General features: G+C 63.3%; 17 protein-coding genes. 10 read left to right on the top strand and 7 right to left on the bottom strand.

Going from position 1 to position 22,649, the window contains the following annotated elements; genetic code table 11:
- Positions 1–3 precede the first annotated feature (3 nt).
- Positions 4–780, top strand: coding sequence for a protein phosphatase 2C domain-containing protein (locus IVB23_RS01440; RefSeq protein ID WP_197966269.1), 777 nt, complete (start codon positions 4–6; stop codon positions 778–780).
- Entirely contained in the window at positions 777–2,588 is a 1,812-nt protein-coding gene (locus IVB23_RS01435; protein ID WP_247802284.1) for a serine/threonine-protein kinase, read from the top strand. The genes IVB23_RS01440 and IVB23_RS01435 overlap by 4 nt, the downstream gene beginning before the upstream one ends.
- 7 nt (positions 2,589–2,595) lie before the next feature.
- Here IVB23_RS01435 and IVB23_RS01430 read toward each other — a convergent pair whose 3' ends face one another.
- Positions 2,596–3,576, bottom strand: coding sequence for a DUF4424 domain-containing protein (locus IVB23_RS01430; RefSeq protein ID WP_197966449.1), 981 nt, complete (start codon positions 3,574–3,576; stop codon positions 2,596–2,598).
- 98 nt (positions 3,577–3,674) lie between these two features.
- Complete coding sequence (locus tag IVB23_RS01425) at positions 3,675–3,956, bottom strand: hypothetical protein (protein ID WP_061881617.1); 282 nt, start codon at positions 3,954–3,956, stop codon at positions 3,675–3,677.
- Between the two features lie 159 nt (positions 3,957–4,115).
- On the opposite strand from IVB23_RS01425, the gene IVB23_RS01420 reads away from it, so the two are divergent.
- The 3 genes from IVB23_RS01420 (at position 4,116) to IVB23_RS01410 (ending at position 8,461) form a co-directional block, all read left to right on the top strand.
- Positions 4,116–5,849, top strand: coding sequence for a hypothetical protein (locus tag IVB23_RS01420; protein WP_197966272.1), 1,734 nt, complete (start codon positions 4,116–4,118; stop codon positions 5,847–5,849).
- Between the two features lie 140 nt (positions 5,850–5,989).
- Complete coding sequence (locus IVB23_RS01415; RefSeq protein WP_247802282.1) at positions 5,990–7,780, top strand: caspase family protein; 1,791 nt, start codon at positions 5,990–5,992, stop codon at positions 7,778–7,780.
- 18 nt (positions 7,781–7,798) lie between these two features.
- On the top strand, positions 7,799–8,461 hold the full coding sequence (locus IVB23_RS01410; RefSeq protein ID WP_247802281.1) for a DUF4384 domain-containing protein: 663 nt from the start codon (positions 7,799–7,801) through the stop codon (positions 8,459–8,461).
- Positions 8,462–8,480: 19 nt separating this feature from the next.
- On the opposite strand, the gene IVB23_RS01405 is transcribed toward IVB23_RS01410, so the two are convergent.
- The 4 genes from IVB23_RS01405 to IVB23_RS01390 all read right to left on the bottom strand — a co-directional run bounded on the left by IVB23_RS01405 (position 8,481) and on the right by IVB23_RS01390 (position 13,905).
- Positions 8,481–9,659 (bottom strand): hypothetical protein, encoded by a 1,179-nt coding sequence (locus tag IVB23_RS01405; RefSeq protein WP_061881621.1) that lies wholly within the window; start codon positions 9,657–9,659, stop codon positions 8,481–8,483.
- Between the two features lie 88 nt (positions 9,660–9,747).
- Positions 9,748–10,758, bottom strand: coding sequence for a hypothetical protein (locus IVB23_RS01400; protein ID WP_247802280.1), 1,011 nt, complete (start codon positions 10,756–10,758; stop codon positions 9,748–9,750).
- A gap of 138 nt (positions 10,759–10,896) precedes the next feature.
- Positions 10,897–12,780, bottom strand: a complete 1,884-nt coding sequence (locus IVB23_RS01395; RefSeq protein WP_247802279.1) for a caspase family protein — start codon at positions 12,778–12,780, stop codon at positions 10,897–10,899.
- 411 nt (positions 12,781–13,191) lie between these two features.
- Entirely contained in the window at positions 13,192–13,905 is a 714-nt protein-coding gene (locus tag IVB23_RS01390; protein WP_247802278.1) for an isoprenylcysteine carboxylmethyltransferase family protein, read from the bottom strand.
- Between the two features lie 187 nt (positions 13,906–14,092).
- Between IVB23_RS01390 and IVB23_RS01385 the strand changes: the two genes are divergently transcribed.
- The 5 genes from IVB23_RS01385 (at position 14,093) to IVB23_RS01365 (ending at position 21,601) form a co-directional block, all read left to right on the top strand.
- Entirely contained in the window at positions 14,093–15,880 is a 1,788-nt protein-coding gene (locus tag IVB23_RS01385; protein WP_247804728.1) for a caspase family protein, read from the top strand.
- Between the two features lie 20 nt (positions 15,881–15,900).
- The gene (locus tag IVB23_RS01380; protein ID WP_061881624.1) at positions 15,901–16,461 is read left to right on the top strand and encodes a hypothetical protein; all 561 of its coding nucleotides are present in this window, start codon (positions 15,901–15,903) and stop codon (positions 16,459–16,461) included.
- A 520-nt stretch (positions 16,462–16,981) separates the two neighbouring features.
- The gene (locus tag IVB23_RS01375; protein WP_061881625.1) at positions 16,982–18,013 is read left to right on the top strand and encodes a TRAP transporter substrate-binding protein; all 1,032 of its coding nucleotides are present in this window, start codon (positions 16,982–16,984) and stop codon (positions 18,011–18,013) included.
- A gap of 15 nt (positions 18,014–18,028) precedes the next feature.
- Positions 18,029–19,918, top strand: coding sequence for a TRAP transporter large permease subunit (locus IVB23_RS01370; RefSeq protein WP_247802277.1), 1,890 nt, complete (start codon positions 18,029–18,031; stop codon positions 19,916–19,918).
- 21 nt (positions 19,919–19,939) lie between these two features.
- Complete coding sequence (locus IVB23_RS01365) at positions 19,940–21,601, top strand: acyl-CoA synthetase (RefSeq protein ID WP_247802276.1); 1,662 nt, start codon at positions 19,940–19,942, stop codon at positions 21,599–21,601.
- A gap of 59 nt (positions 21,602–21,660) precedes the next feature.
- Here IVB23_RS01365 and IVB23_RS01360 read toward each other — a convergent pair whose 3' ends face one another.
- Entirely contained in the window at positions 21,661–22,638 is a 978-nt protein-coding gene (locus tag IVB23_RS01360) for a TRAP transporter substrate-binding protein (protein ID WP_061881628.1), read from the bottom strand.
- Between the last annotated feature and the right edge of the window lie 11 nt (positions 22,639–22,649).

The raw sequence follows: 22,649 nt of genomic DNA, 5'->3' as shown, positions 1-22,649 counted from the left end.
GCGATGGTGCATATCCCTTCCTTGTTCGATGTCGGCAGCGTCACTCATGCCGGACGGGTGCGGACGCGCAACGAAGATTCGTGCCTGGTCCGGACCGATGTCGGCCTGTGGGCCGTCGCCGACGGTATGGGCGGTCACGAGGCCGGCGATCTCGCCAGCCGCATCGTCGTGCAGTCGCTTGATACGATCGGCTTGCCGGACTCGGCCGCCGACTTGCTGACGCAGTGCGAGGAGCGACTGTTCCATGCGAACCGGCAGATCCTGTCGCTCAGCAAGGAACGGCAGGGTGCCACCGTCGGCACCACGGCGGCGGTTCTGCTCGTGCGCGACGGCTATTATGCCTGCATATGGGCGGGCGACAGCCGGGTCTACCTGGTCACCCGGGGCAGCATCAATCAGGTATCGCATGATCACAGCGAGCTGGAGGAACTGATTGCCGGCGGCGCGGTGTCGCGCGAAGACGTCAAGGACTGGCCGAGCAATGCCATTACCCGGGCCGTCGGCGTCGCCGATGATCCGGAGTTCGAGGTCGTGACCGGTCCGGCCGAGCCGGAAGACGTCTTCGTGATCTGCAGCGACGGCTTGACCAAGCATGTGCAGGACGACGAGATCCTGCAGCATGCGATCACGCGGCACGCCCAGGCGGCTTGCGATGACATGCTCGCTTTGGCTCTTGATCGGGGAGGGCTCGACAACGTGACGATCGTGGTTGTGCGGCTGCTGGTGCCGCGATCCTCAGAACCGACGAGATCGCCGCTGGATCGGGAGCCGCAACCATGAGCGTTAACGATCCATTCCCGTCGGGCTACCGTGGTGTGCCGCCCGGCACCCGCCTCAACGGCATCTACGAGATCGAAGCCGTGATCGGCGCGGGCGGCATGGGCGAGGTCTACAAGTGCCGTGAGATCCAGACCGGATCGCCGGTTGCGGTGAAAATGCTGCTGCCCGACATGGTCGACAACGAGGCCGCGCTCGCGCTGTTCCGGCGGGAGGCAGCGGCGCTTCACAATCTCCCGCACGACGCGATCGTTCGCTACTTCCTGTTCACCGTGGAGCCCGTGCTGCAGCGACCGTATCTCGCGATGGAGTTCGTGAACGGCCGTTCGCTCTCGAACATGCTCGACGAAGGGCCGTTGACTTTCGAGGCGCTGGTCAAGCTGATGCAGCGCGTTGCATCGGGACTGGAGGCCGCCCACGAGCACGGCATCATCCATCGCGACGTTTCCCCGGACAACATCATCGTGCCGCTCGACGATGTGAGACGCGCCAAGATCATCGATTTCGGCATCGCCCGATCGACCCAGATGGGTGACAAGACCATCATCGGTTCGGGCTTCGCCGGCAAGGACAACTACGCGTCTCCGGAACAGGTCGGCCTGTACGGCAACGAGATCACGGCGAAGTCCGACGTCTACAGCTTCGGCCTCGTGCTGTTCCATGCGCTGACCGGACAGAAGCTCGACATGGGCGGAAGCCAGTTTCAACTGGTGGAGAAGCGCCGGCGTGTGCCCGATCTCGGTGCGGTAGACATGCGCATCAGGCCTTTGCTGGAGCGGATGCTGCAGCCCGATCCGGCGTTGCGTGCGACCATGGCGGAGGTCGCCAAGTGGACGCCGACAGGTCCGCCCCAGACATCCACCGCGCCGTTGTCCGGCTTCGATCCGCTGGCGCGGCCGGAAACCGCGGCGCCGGCCTGGCAGGATAGGGCGCCCTCAACCGCGCAGAAGAGGCCGCGCAGTCTCTGGCTCTATGCGAGCGCAGCCGCGGTGCTGCTCATGTTGGGCGGGGGTGGATATGCCTTCTACAAGCTGGTCTGGTCGGCGCCTGGCGTGGCGGGCTTGCCGCCGCCTCCGAAACTCGCGGGGACAATGTCGCCGCCGAAAGTCGAGCCCTCCGCACCACAGCCCGGACGTCAGGAGCCGGTGAAGCTGTCACCACCGTCGGCGGTAACGCCTACTCCGCCAGCCGAGGGGCAGGGACGCGCCGAACGCATCCGCAAATATGTAGCTCAATACTCCGGCGGCGATTGCTTCTTCATCTTGCCGGTTGCGGTCAGTCAAACCGCCGCCGTGATCGAAGGCTACGGCGCCTCGACGGCCCCGTTCGATACGTTCGACAAGGCGTTTCGGCGGGACCAGGGATTTGAGGCTTCGGTCGGTGTCAGGCAGGTGACCCAGGCCCAGTGCCCGGCCGTCAAGTTCTTAAGCCAGGTGGGAAGCGACCAGATGCGAGTGCCGCGCGTCACCCTGTCAGCGACGGAACTGAAGGCCGGCGAAACCCTCAACGGCACCATCGAGAACTTCGCCAATCGTGTGGTGGAATTGCTCATGGTATCGGATCGCGGTGAGGTGCAGAGCCTGTCTTACCTCCTGAAGCCGGGTATTGACTCGCTGTCGTTTTCGCTCCCGGTCCCGCGCGCGAGCGGTCCGCAACTGATCTTGGCCGTAGCGACTCCGCAGGTTCTGGACTCGTTGCGCCAGCCGCGACCGACCGCTGCCGACACGTTCTTCCTGCAGGCGCTGAGTGACGCCCAGCGCAACCGCGTGACGATCACCGCGGCCGCACGATACGTGATGCTTACGAACTGATCGGCGCTCAGAATTTTCCGATCACCAGGATCTTCAGGTCGGTATCCGGCTTGAAATCGCTTGCCGTATATTCAAGCGTGTTTCCGGCCGGGGAGGCCTTGAGCCGGCCCTGGCAGAAGCTGACCATGCGGTCGCTGCCACCGGGGTCGATGGTCAGCTTGAACGCCCGGATCGGCCCGGCCCAATTCGCGCCGGTCTTGAGCACGTATGAAATGCGCCGCTCCTGCAGCTTGGCGGTGTTGACCGTGCCGTCGCCGGCGCGCTTGTCGAGCTCGGCAAGGAACCCGTCCGTGACGCAATACTCCTTCCGGTAACGCGCGACTTCCGGGCCGAGTGCGTTGCTGCGGCGCAGGCCCGGGCGCAGTATGGTGTCAGCGCTGGAGCCGACGCTCGGCCGATACTGGTGTTCGACGACAACGGTGCGCGAGGGCGGAAACACCTGCTGGCGCACGGCAGACGTCCTGGTGACCCAGCCTGGAGCATATTGCTGACGGCCGTTGTCGCTCATTCCGGCAGGCATCAATAACCCCTCGTCCACAAGTCGGGTTCGGGTTGCTGCCGGGAGGTCGGTCATGCGGATTTCGCGGTTGCCGATGGGCAACAGCGGCAGCTTGAACTGGCGGAGCAGTGCGCTGACATCCTTGTCGCCAATCATGGCGCGCTGATCAATCGTCAGCGGCGCTGGGCTGCCGTCGATCCTGGTCTCGAAGTCGACGAAGTTCACCGGGTCGTTCGACGGCAGCGCGATGTTATCGGCCTCCGACAGTTCGATGTCGGGCAGCGGAAAGGCCACAGTCAGCGTCACCGGCTTGTTGGTGACGTTGGCGAACTGATAGCGAACGATGATCCTGTCGAGTGCGATACGCAGGTCCTCGCTCTCCATGGCCACATCGCGGGTGCGAACGAACTGGAGCCCTCCGATCGACAATTCGGCGGCCGAGTCGTTGGCCCATGCCGGCCAGTTGGTCGAAACCAACAGGGCGACCATCACGGCTCGGACCCGCAACGACGCGCGGGGCAGCGGTCCGTTCAGCATGCTCGTCTCCATACGGCGTCGCAACATGTGCCGGTCCGCCCGGCAATGAATCAGTCGAGGGCCTGGTAAAGATCGCCCCATTCGGGCTTCCAGACGCCGTCCGGATCGCACACCACGATCGCGAGCTTCACGTCATTGGCCAGCCGGATCGCGCCGCGAAAGGCGTCCTGGGCCGGCAATGGGGCGCTGACCTGGTCATTGGACAGCCGCCCGCCGCTGCTGGCAGCCGGCATCACAACCGATCCGGTGGCGCCGTCGATGTCGCGTTTCAGGACCAGCGTAATGGCGTCGGGCTGGATCTCGTTGACCTGCTCAAATCTATTCTTGGCCATGGTTTCTGCACCGCAAGCTGAAGACATTCGGGCTATCACCGTCCGGTGATAGAATTGAACGCGATTGAGATTGCTCACCACTAATTGACGCGCCGCATCAACGGCATCTCGGATTAGTCGATCTGGCGCGACAATCGGTTCGGGCACATTGAGGCGAACATGTTTCGTCCAACGAGTTGGATCTGGGTCTTCATCGCCGGTGCGAGCATTTTCGCTACCGGGACGCACGCCGAGGACACCGTGGTGCGGAGCTTTTCGGGCGGCTCGGCTGCCTCCATGGTCGGCATCGTCCCGGCCGGCGAGGACGTGGAACTGGCAGGCCCCCAGGCGCTCAGTGCCGACGGGCAGGGCAACCTGTTCGTGCTCGATCAGGTCAACGGACGCATACTCCAGTTCGATCCCAAGCAACCGAATTCCGATCCTGACGTCCTCAAGATGCCGAGGGATGTACAGCCGACCGACCTCGTCGTTCACAACGGCGACATCATGGTTTGGGACGGCGGCGTTCGCACGTTGAAGGCGGCGCCAGACCAGTCCACGCGCGGGCTCGGCGGCGACGAAATCCAGCTCGAGGAGGTCTCGAGCCGCGGCACGGACGACCAGGTCGCCATCTCCGCCTTCGCCCAGATGGGATCGCAGCCACCCGGCAGCGCGACCGAGCTGCTCGACCAGAACACCCGCGCGGCCGTCGTCAAAACAGGCCGGCAGCCCGACCGGCAGTACGTCGCGTCCCGCAGCAAGGGCTCGGTCATCGCCGATATCATCCCGGACAAGGGCAATTCCAGCGTGCGCATCGAGATCCAGACCATGGTCACCAATGAGACCATTGGCGCGCTCGGCCTGCGCGTGCGTGACCAGCTCGGTACGGTCGAGTTCCTCGAGATCGACAATAGCGATCGCTTCTATGTGTTGGCCGAAGACATTCCGCCATCGGGAAAGAACGCATCCACGTTCGTCGTGCGCTATGCCGCCAACGGCCGGATCGAGGGAATCTATGAGTTGCCTCTCGAGAACACCCCGCTGACGAGGCGGTTCGTCACGATCTCGGGTGACGGCGACGTCTATTTCCTGCGAACCAAGCCAACCGGTGTCGATGTGGTTGGCGTCGGCTTCCGCCCCCTGCGCAACGCGTCGGTGATCGACGCTCGGCCGTCGCGGACGGCAACCGCGCAGCCTTCCAACAATAGCAAGTTCAATGCGACAGCGGCGGTGCGGCCGTCAAATCGCCAGCAGGCGATCGAGACCGCGTTTGCGTTCGAGGGTGTGCAGTGGAAGCTGACGCAGGCGAACTATGGCAACGATCCGGACAGCCAGTGCAGCGGATTCAACCGCATTCGCCGCCCATGGTACCTTCAAGGCAAGGTGAACCAGGAGGTGCGCGGCGTACCCTATTGCTGGGGCTGTCACGGCTCCCTCGCAAACTTCCGGCAGCGCATCGAGAGCGGCACGTTGGCCGGGAATGTCTGCACCCGCAACGCGCCGCGGCCGGATGTGGCGGGCGTCGACTGCTCGGCGTTCGTCAGCGCCACGTGGGGACTCTCCGTCCATTATACGACCGCCGCCATTCCCGCGATCGCCGCGCCCGTGGCGAACCCGTGGGAGTTGAAGCCCGGCGATGCACTCAACAAGCCCGGCTCCCATGTGATGTTGTTCCTGCGGTTCACGCCGGATCGCAAGGCGGAGGTGATGGAATCCTCGACCGGCGGCTGCAACGGACGCGTTTGCCGCAACATCTATCCGTTGGCGAGCCTGCTTGCGCGTGGCTACACTCCGGTTCGCTTCCGTGCCTTCGCCGACGACCAGACAACCGTTTCGGCTGACGCCTACCAGGACGCCGATGCGCCGACGGGCCGCAAATCGGCGGCTGCGAAAACCGCGACCAAGAGGCGCTGAACCATGTGTGTCACTGGCGCTACAGATGGATAGCGAACGCTGTTCGCACGCTGGACCCGGGACGACAGGACGAGGTGTCGCCGCCACGTCCGACCGGCGCGGCTCGGGAACCGGCCTGCATGACATCGAGGTGGATCACGATGCGAAGGCCCAGAGGATTTGAGTACGGGATCTGGTGCGCTGCCGCCATCGCGCTTGCTGCGGTGATCGGTCTGCCGCTGCAGCGCGCCCAGGCAGCGGAAGCACTGGCGATCAGCAATCCGGATGGGGCGGCCGTGCGCGCGCTCGTGATCGGAATCGACGATTACCAGCACGTCCGCAAACTGAAGGGCGCAGTCGCTGACGCTGGAGATCTCGTGTCCAGCCTGAAGACGATGGGGGTTAGCGATGTCGTCGAGTTGACCAATGCCCAAGCGGACAGGGCGAGCGTCTTGCGTGAAATCAGTGCATTGGTGACGCGGACAAGGAATAACGACCTCGTCTTCCTGTCGATCGCCGGCCACGGCACCCAGGAGCCTGAGCGCGTCAAGGGCTCGGAGCCCGATGGGATGGAGAACGTGTTCCTGCTGCCCGGCTTCGAAACCACGTCGAAGGGGTCCGTCGAGCGCATTCTGGGGAGCGAGTTCAACCATTTCATCCGGCAGCTCGAGCTGCGCGGCGCGAAGGTGATCTTCGTTGCGGATACCTGCCATGGCGGCGGAATGGTGCGCGATATCGACCCGCGGGCTGCGGAGATGAGCTTCCGGCAGGTGCCGCGCTACACGTTGCTTGTCGATGAATTGAAGCCGGTATCGGACAGCAACGGTCCGAAATCCGAGCTCGATCTCGACCACACGGCGTTCCTCGCCGCTGTTGATCGCTACACCAAGGCGCCCGAAGTACGGATTCCCGGGATCGATGGGCTGCGCGGGGCTCTCAGCTACGCGGTGGCGCGGGCAGTGGAGGGCAGCGCGGACATCAATCGCGACGGCAAGGTGACGCTCAAGGAGCTCTTCGCCAATGTCCGGCAGGTGGTCTATCAGCTCTCGGACCAGCGCCAGAACATCGTGACGATATCGTCACCGGCGCAGGTGCCGGAGACCGCCGTCGCCTTCGAGCTGACGCGCGGCGTGGTGCTGATTCAGGGCCCAGCCGCGAGGGCGGCCTCCAGTCAGGCTGCTGATGCACAGGCGGCTGCCCCGCCGGCTGCGACGACCAAGGCTCCGGCGCTGCCGACGCTGGCCGCTGCACCCAATACGGTTGCGCCCGTCGCCGCTCCGACTGGCGCAGCGCCGACTGTCGCTGCACCGGCGCCCCTCCGTCTCGCGGCACCGATTCGTCTGGCGGCGCTCGACGGCAAGATGAGCTATTTCGCCGGCGTGACGCCGAAGGACGCCACCGTGCAGGCCGTTCAGCCGACGGACAATCCCGACCTGATCTGGGACCCGGTCTCTCATGACGTGATCGCCTGGGGCGATGTCGTCGCCTATGGGATGGACCTAGCCAATCTGCCGACGGTCGTGGATCGCACCGCAGCAATGCGCGAACTCAAGCGAATGGCGACCCGATCGCCGCAGATCATGCGTATTTGGCCGGATGATCGACAGCAGCGCGCTGGTCAGACCATCGAAGTCGAACTGTCCGATGTGGCTTCAAGGGCGTTGCTGCTGTTCAATGTATCCGGCGACGGCACCATCCAGATGTTGTACCCGGTCGGTACGGATGCGGCGGTGGCCAAATCGTCGAACTTGCGGCTGCCACTCCGGGTGGGTGAGCCGTTCGGTGCCGAGCAGATCGTTGCTGTAACCTCGCAGCGGCGCATGGTGGATCTCGAGACCGTCCTGATTCAGCTCAATCGGCGACGCGCCTCAGGGCACTTGATCAAGAACCTCGAGCGCTACCTGCCTGCGGACGCGCGGATCGCCTCGATCGGCTTTTTCAGCGCTCCCTGACATCTGTTTGGGGGAGCCATGTGGCGATCGGAGCTGATCCGCCGTAAACGACTATGCTTCGCATTCGCCCTGCTGCTGGCGGGAAGCGGGGCCGCGCCCGCGGCGCCGTTGCAGCCGGAATCTCTACATGCGAGCCTGCCGAGCGCACCATGGTTCTGGCGCATCCAGGCGACGCGCGGACAGACCGGCGCCGCACAGAGCAATGCTGCAAGTGTGTCCCTCGAGATCCTGCCCAGCCTGACCGTCAACGTTGGCGGCAAGGTGTCATTCGGCGTGACTGCGAAGAAGGCAGGCTATCTCATTCTGGTCGATGTCGATGCGGACGGACGGATGTCCCAGATCTTTCCGACTCCCGAATTGTTGGAGCAGTCGGACGGCCGCGACATCAATCTCGTCAAGCCCGGCGTGCAATTTGTTGTGCCGACCCCGGCAGGGCGGCAACGTGGCTTTGAATATGTCGTCGCACCGCCGACCGGCTCGGCCGTCATGGTTGCGATCCTGAGTGAACGGCGCGTGCAATTGCTCGATTTGCCGGATCTCCCGCGCAAACTACAGGATCAAGCCGATACGTTGAGCTACCTGTCGGCGTGGACCAGGGAGCTGCGTGTGCCGGACGGCAGCAGTGGAAAACTGGTGCCGAGCAATTGGTCGTTCGACGTCAAATCCTATTCCATCAAGTGAGCCGTGGCTGTCGGCTGTCTCAGAATTTGAACCCGAGCGTGAGCGTGCCGGCTGCTTCCATCTTGCCGTCGGCCGAGCAGCTCCCGTTGAGCGCAATCTTGACACGCCCGAACTTCGCGATGTCGACGCTGACTCCAACGCGGGAAAAGTCGTTTGGCGAGCTCGGGATGATGAAATTGACGTTGTCGAGCGCCCAGAAGGGCAGTTTGCCCTGCAGGTTGGTCTTCCAGAGCAATTCGACGAAGATGTGCCGCAGCGCGTCAGGGTCGACGATGATGGTGCCTTTGCTGTCCGTGACCACGAAGCCCATCTCGTCGATATGGACGTTGCAGATCCGGTTCGACACGGCACAGTGCACCGAGGTGAGATCCGGCAGGTTCGGTGAATCGCCAAACCGTCCGGAAGCCTTGGGATCCATCGCCGGTCCGGTACGCGGATCTGGTGTTGCGATCGGTCTTTCCTCCGGAAATGTCTGCCAGATTTGCCGAAAGCCGATGCCGTCGGTGGCCAGGAACGAGGCCATGCCGAAGAAATGACCGCGGCCGGATCTCTCTCCGCGAAAAAAGACATTGTTGCCGGCGGGATATTTCAGGTTCGTCAGCACATCGAGAAGACGCTTGTGATCCTTGGCGACGAAATTGATGCCATCGAGCACGAGCCGCCCAGCCTCCAGGTGCGAGCCGATGTGATCGTCGAGATCGATGCCGAGACCCTCCACCCGCCGGTGGATCTTCCTGAATACGTCGGTATCTCTCGCGGTGACCACCCGGGCCCGTCGCAGGGCGTCGAGACGTCGCTCCTCGTCTTTCTCCAGGATGTAAATCCGACAGAGCCCGGGCCGATCGATCGCAATGTCGAGATGCACGTGCGGAGCCTTACCGGTCTGCGTGAAGCCGACGCTCTTGACGCCGGCCTGCAGCCACGGATCGTAGCCCGGCATGTTGATCTGGTCGGAGCCTAGCCGCGGTGCCTTGCCGGCGGCGTCGAGCAATTGCCGCCAGTTGTCGCACATGAAATCGAAGCCAAGCGGATTCCAGTACGGCACGAGGTCGTGGATCTTGTAGAATCCGTAAAGCTGAATGCCGGCTTCGCGCAGCTTCAGCGCGACCTTGTTCATGTCCGCCCGCATCGCGGCGCGGTCCTGAGCCGAGTTGCCGGCTCTCGGCGCGGTGTTCGGATCGAAAGGTGGTTCCGTCATGTCGTGTCTCCTCGCATCATCACAGCCAAGGTTAAGCAGCGAGCCGGTGACAGGCGAATTCGTGCCCGTCGGGGAGGGGCCTTCGACGCTACAGCCTACTCAGGCGGCTGTAGAAACCGCCACGGGCAATCATGTAGTGAATGTCCTTCGGAAAGGGGAAAGCGCCGCGAACGTTGGCAATCGCCTGTTTGAGGAATTCTCCATTGCGCGACGCCGGCTTGTGGCCCAGTGGAGGTTTGTCGGCGACCTGCGGGATCATGAAGCGGTCGACGAAGGCCGGATCCAGATCATTGACCCTGACCATCTGCCCAAAGGCCGGAAATGCATCATAGTGACCCACGCTCACAGTGAGGTTTTTGAGAGCAGGGCGCGGTGAGGGAGGGCGATTGCCGTCGAGCGTTGCGAGTCCGCGTCCGACCAGATCCAGCTTCACCGATTGCGAAAGGGTGGTCGGGCCATAGACAATTTCGAGCGCGCAGGTGCTCTGACCCGACAACCATTGGTACCAGAACGTGGCGTCGTCCGGTTGCGCTTTGGCGCCGTAGAGGCAATCAAATCCCCAGCAGGCCGACAGGTTCGGCTGATACTTTCCGAGGCTTCCGACCAGGTTCCGCATGCCGCTCCCGCCGCCGGAATGGCAGGCGATGACGAGCTTGCTGACCTGGAGCTGGGGTATGCTCCGGGTGCCGTTGCCGGTGCTGGCGACAGGCGCCACGAACTTGGCAAGAGCCCCGAGAATTTCGTCCAGATAGCGTTCGCCCCATTTGGCGGAAGCCAGATCCTTCACGCTGTAGTTTCCGGCAAAGGTGTCACCGACGGCATATTCGTAGCCCAGGAATGGCGCGACAAGCACGACATCCTTCCCCGAATCCCGGACCTGTTCGCGCAGACGCGCAGGATCGTTCCGGAACAGGTATTCATGATCCCTGACATAGAAACCGTGTAGCCAGATTACGACATCGAACTTGGTAGCGGCCGTTGCGTGCTTCGGTGGCAGATAGACCGCCGTCGGCCTCATGCCGGGCGCCTGCCGTTTCGTGAAGAGCGTCACACCCGGAAAGGCGCCGACATCTTTCTGCTCCAGCTCGCAGGTTGTCACTCAGGTCACTCCTTCGGACACCTCTTTTGCGTGGCGCTAGAGCGTTTTCGAGCGAAGTGGACACCGGTTCGCATCAAGAAAACGCGTCAAAACAAGAGCCTAGAGCCCCGTTCCGATTCCATCGGAACGGAAAAGGCTCTAGTTGCAGACCTCGACATTTCCAGTGTTGCCGCCGGGACCTCCACCGCCGCGGTATTCGAGGCGGCAGCCACGATTGACCTGACGGCAAATATGCTGGTCACAATAGATGCTGCCACTGCTTCCCTTGGCAGTCGCCTGTCGCCGTGGCGCGGGAGCCTCCGCAGCCGGCGCGAACCTCTCGCGGGCCGGGCGATCCGCGCGGGTCGGCCGCTCGCCCGTGTTGCGGTTTGCGACAGGCTTCTTGCCGCGCCGCTTCTCGCATTCATTGTCGTCGTTGAGGAACGAGCCCTCGGCGCAGGTGATCCTGCTGCACTGGTCGCCGTCAGCCTTGTAGCCGCGTTCACAGACCAGCGGACAGACCCGCGACGACTTGAGCTTGATTGCGTCAAGTGCGTCGAGACTCGCAAGCTTCGCGTCGAACTTGGTTCCCGCGTGGCGGTTGAAGAGCGAGAGTGAGCGCTGCGAAGCGGCATTCCATTCGCCATCGACGGCACCGGTGAAGCATCCGACGCGGCTCAATTCGCTCTGTACCGACCTGGCGAGATCGGCCTGAGGGATATCGGCCCTGGCCGGATCGGCCTGCTGCGGCCCGGCGCTCAGAGCGGCGAGCTTCGCGTCTGTATCACTCTGAGCGGCCACAGCGGCTGGGGGCGGACTCACCGTGTTGGAATTGTCGATGGCAGCCTTGTTCCGAGTGAGCGCGGTGCTGATCGATCCCTCGGATGTGGTCCGCTTCCGCTCGGCATCGGCCGCTTGCTGCTGCGCCGCCAGTTTTGTTCTTTCGGCCGCAATGCGGGCGTCCTCCGCAGCCTTCAGATCAGCGGCCGCCTTTTCCTGCTCTGCGCGCAGGGCGCCTTCGGAGGCAAGCCGGGCTTGCTGCTGTTGGGCCTGGCGCGCCTTTTCGGTTGCCGCAACCCGTGCCTCCTCTGCCTCGATCTGGTTGAGCTGAAGTTTGGCGAGGCTTGCGTAATATCCGTCTGGATGCTGGGTCAGGAATGCGCCCAGAGCGTCTTTATTGTTGAGCTGCAGCGCCAGTTCGTAGTCACGGCGAACCTCCGACTGGGGGTTGGCCACTGCGGGCGTGGGCTCCACGGCCTTTGGAGCAGGCACGAGCGCAACGTCCTCGCCGCCCAACGAGCCGTAGACGTAAGGCTCCTGCCGGTTGCCCGTGGCTTGCAGGACGTCGTCGCGGACGAACCCAAAGGCCCTGCGCAGGTCGAGACCCGGCTTTGCGATATACTTGACCAGTGCGGCCGCGTACGGGCTGTTCTGGCTATTGCCGTCGAGCGCCGTCAACCCGGCCTTCGCGGCGAAGGCGATCAACGTATTGGAGACCGTTGGCTCGACCCTGGCGAGCCCGCGGCTGATCGATCGCGAGGCGACCGTTCGCCTCATCGTGTCGGCAAAAGGATTGTTGCGGCACGCGTCGACGATCACGACCCGTAGCTGTCTTGCAGGCTCGATCGCCAGCAAGACACGGTCGAGCGAGAACGCCTCGTCATAGATGTCCGTATCACGTTCAAGCCTGGCGTCGGTTGGGATCAGATAGTTCGTGCCATCGATCTCGATCCCGTGGCCTGCGTAGTAGACGAGTGCGATGTCGGCGTCGCGCGCCTGATCTGCAAAATCCCTCAGGGCTCGCTTCATGTCCGTCGCTGCGAGGTTGAGCCTCGAGTCGACCACGTCAAACCCTGCGGCTCTCAACGTCGCAGCGATGGCGCCGGCGTCGTTGGCCGGGTTGGGGAGCAGGGGAGCGTTTTGATATGTGGCATTGCCAAGCACCAGGGCCACGCGCTTTGTCGCGAAAGCCGGCTGAGCAATCAGGAACAGCGAGGCAACAAGAAGAAGAGCGTACAACTTGATCTGCGTGTAATTGCTCATGGCGCGACGTCCAACATCAGCCGAAGAATGGTAGCGTCAACGAAGTTGGCATGGCCGCGCAGAATGCTGACTTAAACTCATAGATCCTGGCGACCGCCTGGCTCGTGCAAGGAACAGTCTCGAGCCCGCTCCATTCCTGATGTTGGTCGCGTATTCCAGTGAACGCGTTCAAGGGCCTCGGACGATTGTTGGGGGCCGGCGAGCGGTCCCGCCGGCGCTCTTCGCACTTCGGTTCCTTGAGGTAAATTGTTGATATGTCTAATTTTACTGATCTGTTTGATCGTTTGCCTGAAGCGCCGAAGACGGCCGAAAGTCGGTTCGGATCGAACTCCGCCGGTTGCGGATCGAGCGGATGTGAAGCGTGGTGTCAGGCGTGCGGATCGATCGCCTTGGCGGGTGCCTGGCCCCGGCCTATCGGCCGATCGCCCGGCACGTGGGGATCAGAAAAGGAGTTGTCGTGCGGTAGGCGTCATATTCGGGAAATGCCCGCTTCAGGATCCGCTCTTCGTTGATCATCCGCCGGCATTGGATCATCACGATCACGATGGCGACAAGGACGGCAAGCGGTGAGAGGACCTGGAGTGTTACGCCGACGAGGGCAATCCCCTCGCAGAGATAGAGAGGATGCCGGACGATCCGATAAGGCCCATCCGTCACAAGACGCCTGGCCTCCGCTTGAATGCTGAAGGATCTGCCGAGCCAGCGGAGCACCACGATGCAGAGCGAGGTACCCACCAAGACCAACGTCGAGGACACGGCCGACCAGACGGGGCCGAGTTCCGCCTTCGGAAGAAATGCGAGGACGATGCTCAAAAAAGTTCCCAGCAAGGCTGAGACCCGCGTCTCGATGCCCTGCGATTTCATGATCGGCACCAGCCGGGTGATGGTCGTCAGCGCGACGAGGCCGAGGAACAGGATGTTGGCAATTCTGGCCGCAAGCGAAAGCCAGTCGTGGATATTGTCCGGCGGAAGCAGGTGAGGGACGCTGGCAGCGCCCATAAAAGCAGACCCGCCATAGATGATCACGACAACTGCCCTGGCGGTCCAATCCAACAGGGCATTGCCCCCGCGCCCGGCAATCTCCTTCCGCGCTGTTCCCGCCTGATCGAGCTTCGCGTCAGTCACCGGGAGTGATCTCGCGTGTTCGAAACTTGCCTCATTAGACGGCAGGCTTGCGGTGAGGTCAATTGACCGGCCAGCCTGCGCAGTCGTGCCGCCCCTGTGGGTTCCACAACCGGATCATGAGATCGCATTGAACCGCTTCCGTCGTGATGACACAAATGATGGAAGAAGATCAAAAAGTAGTACTGCCATGCATTTGCACCGATCTGTGGCATTGCGCCGTACCCTGTTTCTTCTCGCTGCGCTGATTGTCTGTCAGCCGGCATGGGCTGCGAACCGTGTCGCGCTCGTCATCGGCAACTCGGCCTACAAGAACGCCGCAGCGCTTGCCAACCCAGCCAATGATGCTGCGATCGTTGAGGAGACGCTGAAGAGAGCGGGATTCAGCGTCGTCCAGACCCGCACGGATCTCCAGGCATCGGAGATGCGGCGGGCGCTGCGTGATTTTGCCGATGTGGCGCGCGACTCGGATGTCGCCGTCGTCTACTACGCGGGCCACGGGATCGAGCTCGAAGGTACGAACTACCTGATCCCCACGGATGCGACGCTCGAGCGCGACACGGATGTGTACGACGAGGCCTTTTCGCTCGAGCGAGTGCTGCTGGCGATCGAGCCGGCACGGCAGCTGCGGCTCGTGATCCTCGATGCCTGCCGCAACAATCCTTTCGCCGACAAGATGAGGCGGACGGTCGGCTCGCGGGCTGTCAGCCGGGGCCTCGCCAGGATCGAGCCGGCGACCTCGAATACGCTGGTTGCTTTCGCTGCCAAGGCTGGCTCGACGGCGTCCGACGGTGGCAGCAAGAACAGTCCCTATGCCTCGGCGCTGGTGAAATATATCGCTACTCCGGGCATGGACCTGCGCAGGGTGTTCGGCTTCGTCCGCGACGACGTCATGAAGGCGACCGGCAACAAGCAGGAGCCCTATGTGTACGGTACGCTTGGTGGCGATGATGTGCCGCTCGTGCCGGCACCGGCCAAGGAAGCGGCCGCCGCAGCGCCTCAACCGGCCCCGCCGCCGCTGCCTGCAACTCCACCGGTCTCGGCGCGTGCCGAAATTCGGCACGATTACGAACTCGCGCTGCAGATCGGCAACAAGGATGCGCTGAACTACTTCCTTGCCCAGTATCCGGACGGCTACTACGCAAATCTGGCCAAGCTGCAGCTTGCCAAGATCGATGCGGAAGATAAGCGCGCCGCCGCAGCGGAAAAGGCGCGCCAGGCCGAGCAGGAGCAGGCGCGGCTCGTCAACCAGGGGGCCCAGCAGACACAACTGGCCAAAGCCGCCTCGGACTTGAAAGCAGCGCAGGACGCTCGTGCCGAGGCGGAGAAGGCCAGAGAAACCGCGCAACAATTGGCCGCGCAGGCCGAGCAGCGTCGCCGGGAAGCTGAAATAGCCGTCGGAAGAATTGGCGCTCAGGCTGGATCCGACCCGTCGCAAGAGGCCCGCCCGAACTTGGATTCGAAAGTGGCCGCGCTGCCGGCTCCACAGACGTCCGCGCCGGCACCGCCGTCCAAGGCCGAGCTTGCAAAATCGGTACAAGCCGAGTTGCGCCGGGTCGGTTGTTTCAGCGGACCGGCCGATGGCGACTGGGATGCGGCCTCACGGCGTTCGCTCGAGTTGTACAACAAGAATGCCGGCACCACGTTCGATGCCAAGGCTGCTAGCCCTGAGGCGCTCGACGCGATCAAGCTTAAATCGGCGCGGGTTTGCCCGATAGTTTGCGGATCCGGCCAGAAACGCGATGGAGATCGGTGCGTCAAGATCACCTGCGCCGCGGGCTACTTCCTGAATAATGACGATGAGTGCGAGAAGCGCAGGGCCCGTCCGACACCATCCGCAAAGCTCGAGCGCAGGAGCAGGGACCCCGAAGAAGCTCCGGCACGGCCCGCAAGGCCGCCGAGGCCCGAGGCTAACGCGGGCGGAGGCAGCGGCGGTGGCGGTGGCGGAATCGGCTTCATACCGTTCTTCCTGCCGTAAGATTCTCGGTAGCCCGGCGCATGTCCATTCCGCTTAGACTTTACGTCACACCATTCGCCAACAGGGGCGTCCTCGAGCCTGCGCAATGGGACTGCGACACAGCGAAGAAGGCGCTCGATGTCGTCAATACGATCTGGTCGAAGGCGAAGATCGCCTTCGTGATCAGCGATTGCATCATGGAAAAACCGCTCGACATGGCGCCGAGCAGGCGCAGCAGCGATGAGGTCCTGCTGGGCGTTCTCGCATCCCGGCACGACCCGGACAATGCGATCCACATCTTCCTGGTCAATGCGATCGCAAGTCTGAACGCCGGCGGAGGTTCATACCCGAATGGCTCTCCCGAGCCCGCGAGCTTCGTCCAGTGGTATGGCAATGACCACGCCAATGGACGCGCCTGGGCGCACGAACTCGGCCATCTGATGGAGCTCGATCACGTCGAGATCGACTATTCCAACGAGAAGCAGGCGGCGCAGCGCGTCAAGAACCTCATGGTGAAGGGATTGAGCGCGGGAAGCGACTTGACCAGCCAGCAGATCAGAACGGCCAAGGGCTCAAAGCTCGTCAAGAGATTTGGCGGTTAGACGCCATCGGATTTGACCAAGAGTCGCTCACGCAAGTGACTCTTCGACAAAGGGCGCGACGCACACCGCGCCAAGCTGCACTCGACCAATCGAATGGCGGACATTGGCTGAACGCGTCCAAGGCGATCATGGCCTACGGCTCGGTGCGGCCAGACTCTAGGGCGAGAAGGCTCAGCAGGCGGGAACCTTGCGGCTTATCTATGATTCGCATAAGGTATATTATGGAATATATTTATCTGCAATCAGATCAATTGTTTAGACGAAACTCCTGCTATCGCATCTTCACTTGATCGCGGTTTTTGGTCTGGGCCTCGACGTCGCCCGAGCTCTTGACGGCTACTGTGCATGGGGTTGTTTTTCAGATTTTGAAATCGGGCCTGCGTGCCGAAAGCCGATATTGCCGTGACGTTGTCCGGCTGCAATAAGCGAGGCCTCGCGAGATCGCAGATGACCTGAAGACCGACCGTCCGTATAGGTTTGCATCTCAGAACAACAACAAACCTTCCGAGGAAGCAGACCCATGGTCTTTTCGACGCGCTTTTCCCGACGCACGCTTCTCAGGGCCTCCGCCGCGACCGCGGTCCTGGGCGGCCTCAGTGCGCCCCATGTGGCCCGCGCCCAGAGCGCCGAGTTCACCTACAAATATGCCAACAACCTGCCCGACACCCATCCGATGAACGTACGCGCCAAGGAGATGGCTGCGGCGATCAAGAGCGAGACCGGCGGCAAGTTCGACCTCCAGATCTTCCCGAACAACCAGCTCGGGTCCGACACCGACATGCTGAGCCAGATCCGCTCCGGCGGCGTCGAGTTCTTCACGCTGTCGGGACTGATCCTGTCGACCCTGGTGCCGGCGGCGTCCATCAACGGCATCGGCTTCGCGTTCCCGGACTACGACACGGTCTGGAAGGCCATGGACGGCGACCTCGGCGCCCATGTCCGCGGCGAGATCAAGAAGGCCGGCCTCGAGGTCATGGACAGGATCTGGGACAACGGCTTCCGCCAGACCACGTCGTCGACCAAGCCGATCACCGGGCCGGACGACCTCAAGGGCTTCAAGATCCGCGTGCCGGTGTCGCCGCTGTGGACCTCGATGTTCAAGGCGTTCGATGCCGCGCCCGCCTCGATCAATTTCAGCGAGGTCTATTCGGCACTCCAGACCAAGATCGTCGAGGGCCAGGAGAACCCGCTCGCGATCATATCGACGGCAAAACTCTACGAGGTGCAGAAGTACTGCTCTCTGACCAACCACATGTGGGACGGCTTCTGGTTCCTGGCCAACCGCAGGGCTTGGGAAAAGCTGCCGCAGGACGTGCGCGCCATCGTCGCCAAGAACATCAACGCCGCGGCCGTGAAGGAGCGCGAGGACACCGCCAAGCTCAATGCCAGCCTGCAGCAGGAGCTCGCGGGCAAGGGCCTGACCTTCAACCAGCCGACTGTTGCGCCGTTCCGGGACAAGCTGCGCGCCGCCGGCTTCTATGCCGAGTGGAAAGGCAAATACGGCGACCAGGCCTGGGACCTCCTGGAGAAGGCCGTCGGCAAGCTGTCGTAACGCGTCGGGGCCGTCATGGCTCATATCGAGGTTGAGGTGACCGAAGTAACGGGCGAGGTGGCTGTGCAGTCCCCTCGCCGACCTTCGTTGCTGGGCTCAACGGAACGCGTGCTCGGCCTCCTCGTCGAAGTCCCGGCGGCGATTCTCGTCGTCGCCGAAATCGTGATCCTGTTCGCCGGGGTGGTCGCGCGCTACGGCCTGCACCGGCCGCTGATCTGGTCCGACGAGCTCGCTTCGATCCTGTTCCTGTGGCTGGCCATGCTGGGCGCGGCGGTCGCCTTCCGCCGCTCCGAGCACATGCGCATGACCGCGGTCGTCGCCAGCGCCAGGCCTGCGATGCGGGCCTATCTCGATCTGGTCGCAACCTGCGCAGCACTGGCGTTCCTGGCGCTGATCGTCTGGCCGTCCTTCGACTATGCCTACGAAGAGAGCTACATCACCACCCCGGCGCTCCAGATCTCCAACATGTGGCGCGCCGCCGCACTGCCGACCGGTATCGGCCTCATGGCGGCCTTTGCTTTGCTGCGGCTGCTGCGCGCGGCCGATTACCGGATGGTCGCAACTGCCTTCGTCACCGTTGCTGCCGCAATCGGCCTGTTCTGGCTGTCGGAGCCGCTCCTGCGGCAGCTCGGCAATCTCAACCTCGTCATCTTCTTCGTCGGCGTTGCCGGCTTCTGCGTCTTTGCCGGTGTTCCCATTGCGTTCGGCTTTGGCCTGGCGATCTTTGGCTATCTCGCGCTCGCCACGCGCACGCCGGTCATGGTGCTGGTCGGGCGCATGGACGAGGGCATGAGCCACCTCATCCTGCTCTCAGTGCCGCTATTCGTGTTCCTCGGCCTCCTGATCGAGATGACCGGCATGGCGCGGGCCATGGTGGCGTTCCTGGCGAGCCTGCTCGGCCATGTCAGGGGCGGCCTGCATTACGTGCTGGTCGGCGCGATGTATCTGGTCTCCGGCATTTCCGGGGCCAAGGCCGCCGACATGGCCGCCGTCGCGCCCGTGCTGTTTCCCGAGATGAAAGAGCGTGGTGCCAAGCCTGGCGACCTCGTCGCGCTTCTTGCGGCGACGGGCGCCCAGACCGAGACGATTCCGCCGAGTCTCGTGCTGATCACGATCGGCTCGGTCACCGGCGTCTCGATCGCAGCCCTGTTCACAGGCGGCCTGTTGCCCGGCGTCGTGCTCGCGATCACGCTGTGCATGCTGGTGTGGTGGCGCTACCGCCGCGAAGACATGAGCCACATCCGCCGCGCGACGGCGTCCGAGATCGGCAGGACCTTCGTCGTCGCCCTGCCCGCGCTCGCGCTGCCCTTCGTGATCCGCTACGCCGTCGTCGAGGGCATCGCGACCGCGACCGAGGTCTCCACCATCGGCATCGTCTATGGCGCCCTCGTCGGCCTCCTCGTCTACCGCCGCTTCGACTGGCGGCGGCTGTTTCCGATGCTGGTCGAGACGGCGGCGCTGTCGGGCGCGATCCTCTTGATCATCGGCACGGCGACCGGCATGGCCTGGGGCCTGACCCAATCCGGCTTCTCGCGATCGCTGGCGGCGGCCATGACGGGGCTGCCCGGCGGAGCGGCGACCTTCATTGCCGTCTCGATCCTCGCCTTCACCATCCTCGGCAGCGTGCTGGAGGGCATTCCGGCCATCGTGCTGTTCGGACCGCTGCTATTCCCGATCGCCCGCGCCGTCGGCGTGCACGAGGTGCACTATGCCATGGTGATCATTCTCGCCATGGGTATCGGGCTATTCGCCCCGCCGTTCGGCGTCGGCTATTATGCGGCCTGCGCCATTGGACGGGTCGATCCGGCCGAGGGCATCAGGCCGATCTGGGGCTATCTGCTGGCGCTGCTGGTGGGACTGATCATCGTCGCGATCTTCCCCTGGATCTCGATCGGATTTCTTTGACGCGATTTGAGGAGTGTGTCGATGAGTGAGCGGCAGAACGCGTACAATATCGGCCTCGACAAGACACCCGCCAACTATGTGCCGCTGAGCCCGCTGAGCTTCATCGCGCGCAGCGCCGCCGTCTATCCCGATCACGTCAGCACCGTCTATGAGGGCCGCAGCTTCACCTGGGCGCAGACCTATGAACGCTGCAGGCGATTTGCGTCGTGGCTGGCGGGCAAGGGTATCGGCGTCGGAGACACCGTTGCGGCGATGCTGCCGAACATTCCGGCGATGAACGAAGCGCATTTCGCCGTGCCCATGACCGGCGCGGTGCTCAACGCGCTCAACATCCGCCTCGATGCGCCTTCAATCGCGTTCCAGCTCGACCATGGCGGCGCCGGGATCATCCTGGTCGACCCCGAATTCTCCGGCGTGATCACCGATGCGCTGGCGCAGATGAAGGGCCCCAAGCCGCGCGTGGTCGACGTCGACGACGCATCGTTCAAGGGCGGCACGCGCATCGGCGAGATCGAGTATGAGGCAGCCGTTGCGCAAGGCGATCCCGGCTTCGTGGCGGTCAGGCCGAGCGATGAATGGGACGCGATCGCGCTGAGCTACACCTCCGGCACGACCGGAAATCCCAAGGGCGTCGTGACCCATCATCGTGGCGCCTACCTCAATGCCGTCAGCAACATCCTCGCCGGCAATCTCGGCCAGCATCCGGTCTATCTCTGGACGCTGCCGATGTTCCACTGCAACGGCTGGTGCTTCCCCTGGACCATTGCGGCCGCCGCCGGCATCAATGTCTGCCTGCGCAAGGTCGAGCCAACGAAGATTTTCGAGCTGATCAAGCAGCACGGCGTCACCCACATGTGCGGCGCGCCGATCGTGTACAACACGCTGATCAACGCACCCGATGCGCCCAGGGAAACGTCAACCGGCAATGCGGCCCGCCGCGTCGTCGGCCTGATCGCCGGCGCTGCGCCGCCGGTCGCGGTGCTGGAAGGCGCCGAACGCATCGGCATCAAGCTGACACACGTGTACGGCCTGACCGAGGTCTATGGCCCCGCCTCCGTCTGCGCCGAACAGCCCGGCTGGGACGAGCTTCCGGCGGCCGAGCGGGCTCGGATGAAGCGCCGGCAGGGCGTGCCCTACCCGCTCGAGGAAGCCGTCACCGTCATCAACCCGCAGACCATGCAGGAGGTGCCGCGCGACGGCGAGACCATCGGCGAGGTCATGTTCCGCGGCAACATCGTGATGAAGGGGTATCTCAAGAACGAGAAGGCGACCAGCGAAGCGTTCGAAGGCGGCTGGTTTCACACCGGCGATCTCGGCGTGCTCGACGAGCATGGCTACGTCATCATCAAGGATCGCTCCAAGGACATCATCATTTCCGGCGGCGAGAACATCTCCTCCGTCGAGGTCGAGGACATCCTCTATAAGCACCCGGCCGTGCTGTTCGCGGCCGTGGTCGCCAAACCTGATCCGAAATGGGGTGAAGTGCCCTGCGCCTTCGTCGAATTGAAGGACGGCGCCAGCGCCAGCGAGGCCGACATCATCGCCTTCTGCCGTTCGCATATGAGCGGCTTCAAGACGCCGAAGGCGGTCGTGTTCGGACCCATCCCGAAGACCTCGACCGGCAAGATTCAGAAATTCCTGCTGCGCAACGAGGTCGGATCAGCGAAAGCGATCTCGGCCTGAACAGGGTCTGCAGAGCCTTCCGCCCGCGCGATCACGGCGGGCGGAAGCTCTCTCAGTCCTCACATCTTCCTGTAGGCGTCGACCACTGCCTGACCGTCGGCCCCAGCCTTCTTGAGCCAGTCGGCCGTGAGCTGTTCGCCAATCTTCTGGAAGCCGGCCTTGAGCGCCGGGCTCGGCGGCTCGACATTCATGCCTTTCGCCTTGAGCTGATCGAGATACCAGGTGCTCTTGTCCTGCCAGGCCTTCCAACCGCGGGTTTCCGCGGTCGCGGCGGCCTTGAGGATGGCCTCCTGGGTCGGCTTGTCGAGCGCCTCGAACGCGGCCTTGTTGACGAAGGTATAGTCCTTCGGAATCCAGGCCTGCACGTCATAGAAATATTTGAGCGACTCCCAGGCCTTCGAGTCGTAGCCGGTGCCGCCGGACGACATGAAGGAATTCACCACGCCCGTCGCCAGCGCCTGCGGCAATTCCGCCGCCTGGATCGTGACCGACTGCGCGCCGACCAATTCGCCGATGCGCGCGGTCCCGACATTGTAGGCCCGCCACTTCAAGCCCTTCATGTCTTCGATCGTCGCGAGCGGCTTGTTGACATAGACGCCCTGGGGCGCCCAAGGCACGACGAACAGCAGCTTGAGACCCTGCGCATCGAGCTTCTTGACGATCGCGGACTTGGAGGCCTGATAGAGCTTCATCGCGTCCGGGAAGCTGGTCGCCAGGAACGGCACGACGTCGATGCCGAAGATCGGGTCCTCGTTCTCGTGAATCGACAGCAGCACCTCACCCATCTGCGCCTGTCCGGTCACCACCGCGCGCTTGATGTCGGGTGCCTTGAACAGCGAGGCGCCCGGATGAACCGTGATCTGGAGTTTGCCGGAGGTTGCGGCTTCGACATCCTTGGCGAAAGCGACCAGATTTTCGGAGTGCGGATTGTCCGCAGGATACGCTGCCGGCAGATTCCATTTGGTCTGGGCCAAGGCCGGTGTCGCAGCCATCACGACGCCGGCGATCAAGGATGCGCGGACTAAACGAGACATCATTGGACTTCTCC

Origin of the sequence: Bradyrhizobium sp. 191, assembly GCF_023100985.1 — a bacterium.
Classification (GTDB): domain Bacteria; phylum Pseudomonadota; class Alphaproteobacteria; order Rhizobiales; family Xanthobacteraceae; genus Bradyrhizobium; species Bradyrhizobium diversitatis.
This window is presented reverse-complemented; position numbering and strand designations above follow the sequence as displayed.

Excerpts from the sequence above, each read along its gene's own strand:
- IVB23_RS01440 (WP_197966269.1), top strand. The coding sequence starts at position 4 with ATGGTGCATATCCCTTCCTTGTTCGATGTCGGCAGCGTCACTCATGCC.
- IVB23_RS01435 (WP_247802284.1), top strand. The coding sequence starts at position 777 with ATGAGCGTTAACGATCCATTCCCGTCGGGCTACCGTGGTGTGCCGCCC.
- IVB23_RS01430 (WP_197966449.1), bottom strand. The coding sequence starts at position 3,576 with ATGGTCGCCCTGTTGGTTTCGACCAACTGGCCGGCATGGGCCAACGAC.
- IVB23_RS01425 (WP_061881617.1), bottom strand. The coding sequence starts at position 3,956 with ATGGCCAAGAATAGATTTGAGCAGGTCAACGAGATCCAGCCCGACGCC.
- IVB23_RS01420 (WP_197966272.1), top strand. The coding sequence starts at position 4,116 with ATGTTTCGTCCAACGAGTTGGATCTGGGTCTTCATCGCCGGTGCGAGC.
- IVB23_RS01415 (WP_247802282.1), top strand. The coding sequence starts at position 5,990 with ATGCGAAGGCCCAGAGGATTTGAGTACGGGATCTGGTGCGCTGCCGCC.
- IVB23_RS01410 (WP_247802281.1), top strand. The coding sequence starts at position 7,799 with ATGTGGCGATCGGAGCTGATCCGCCGTAAACGACTATGCTTCGCATTC.
- IVB23_RS01405 (WP_061881621.1), bottom strand. The coding sequence starts at position 9,659 with ATGACGGAACCACCTTTCGATCCGAACACCGCGCCGAGAGCCGGCAAC.
- IVB23_RS01395 (WP_247802279.1), bottom strand. The coding sequence starts at position 12,780 with ATGAGCAATTACACGCAGATCAAGTTGTACGCTCTTCTTCTTGTTGCC.
- IVB23_RS01385 (WP_247804728.1), top strand. The coding sequence starts at position 14,093 with ATGCATTTGCACCGATCTGTGGCATTGCGCCGTACCCTGTTTCTTCTC.
- IVB23_RS01380 (WP_061881624.1), top strand. The coding sequence starts at position 15,901 with ATGTCCATTCCGCTTAGACTTTACGTCACACCATTCGCCAACAGGGGC.
- IVB23_RS01375 (WP_061881625.1), top strand. The coding sequence starts at position 16,982 with ATGGTCTTTTCGACGCGCTTTTCCCGACGCACGCTTCTCAGGGCCTCC.
- IVB23_RS01370 (WP_247802277.1), top strand. The coding sequence starts at position 18,029 with ATGGCTCATATCGAGGTTGAGGTGACCGAAGTAACGGGCGAGGTGGCT.
- IVB23_RS01365 (WP_247802276.1), top strand. The coding sequence starts at position 19,940 with ATGAGTGAGCGGCAGAACGCGTACAATATCGGCCTCGACAAGACACCC.
- IVB23_RS01360 (WP_061881628.1), bottom strand. The coding sequence starts at position 22,638 with ATGATGTCTCGTTTAGTCCGCGCATCCTTGATCGCCGGCGTCGTGATG.